The sequence below is a fragment of the Methanoculleus sp. MH98A genome (assembly GCF_000691865.1).
In the GTDB taxonomy this organism is placed as follows: Archaea; Halobacteriota; Methanomicrobia; order Methanomicrobiales; family Methanoculleaceae; genus Methanoculleus.
The window spans coordinates 1-654 of sequence record NZ_JMIO01000294.1 but is presented as its reverse complement, the minus strand read 5'-3'; the positions used below and the strand labels follow the sequence as shown (position 1 = coordinate 654).

1 protein-coding gene is annotated in these 654 nt (G+C 44.0%); it reads right to left on the bottom strand.

Translation table 11 applies throughout. The annotated features are described in order from the left end of the window. Nucleotides 1-28: 28 nt before the first annotated feature. Entirely contained in the window at nt 29-526 is a 498-nt protein-coding gene (locus tag EI28_RS13025) for a hypothetical protein (protein WP_011844824.1), read from the bottom strand. Between the last annotated feature and the right edge of the window lie 128 nt (nt 527-654).

Genomic DNA, 654 nt, shown 5'->3' with positions numbered 1-654 from the left:
GTACAAAAAAGAAATACCGGGGTAAAGTCTACTCAATTCCCCGGAGGTCTACACGGCCGTAAGCGTGAACGTAGTCTCCTACATCGAGTTGGAGGTAGGAATTTTTTTTATCAATGTCAATTAGCATCCTTCCAGCTTCAAAATCGACGATGGCACCGTGCCATCGTTCAGCTCTTTTAGGGTCATCTGGAATGATGATCTCTTCTATGCAGCCATTGATGTCGAGGTCAGGTCCGGCGTAATCTCCTTGAAGGTCTAATGGTGCATCTACACTTTTCTCAGCGGCCTCCATTTTTTCCAGAGATGATACTAACATGGCCAAGATGACTTCTCTAATCCCCCCAATCATATCAGGGGTACAGAGCATATGACCTTCGAAGGCACCATCAAAGACGTATGCCTTTTGCCCGCTAGCAAATTCGATAAGAACAAGCTGTGTGTAGACGCTATCTAGATATACAGCATCAGGTACCGTACCCCGAATAAAAGTTGGAAATTTGAGTTTTTCCTTCAACTCATCCATCATGTTAGTTCATCCTCAAGGGGTGTGCCGTTACAATATAGCCATTACTTCCAATAATCAACAACAATATTTCCCCAGAATTCGGCTCCACGTAGTGGTAGACTCCGTTATCATTAATCTTTTGCCCATTC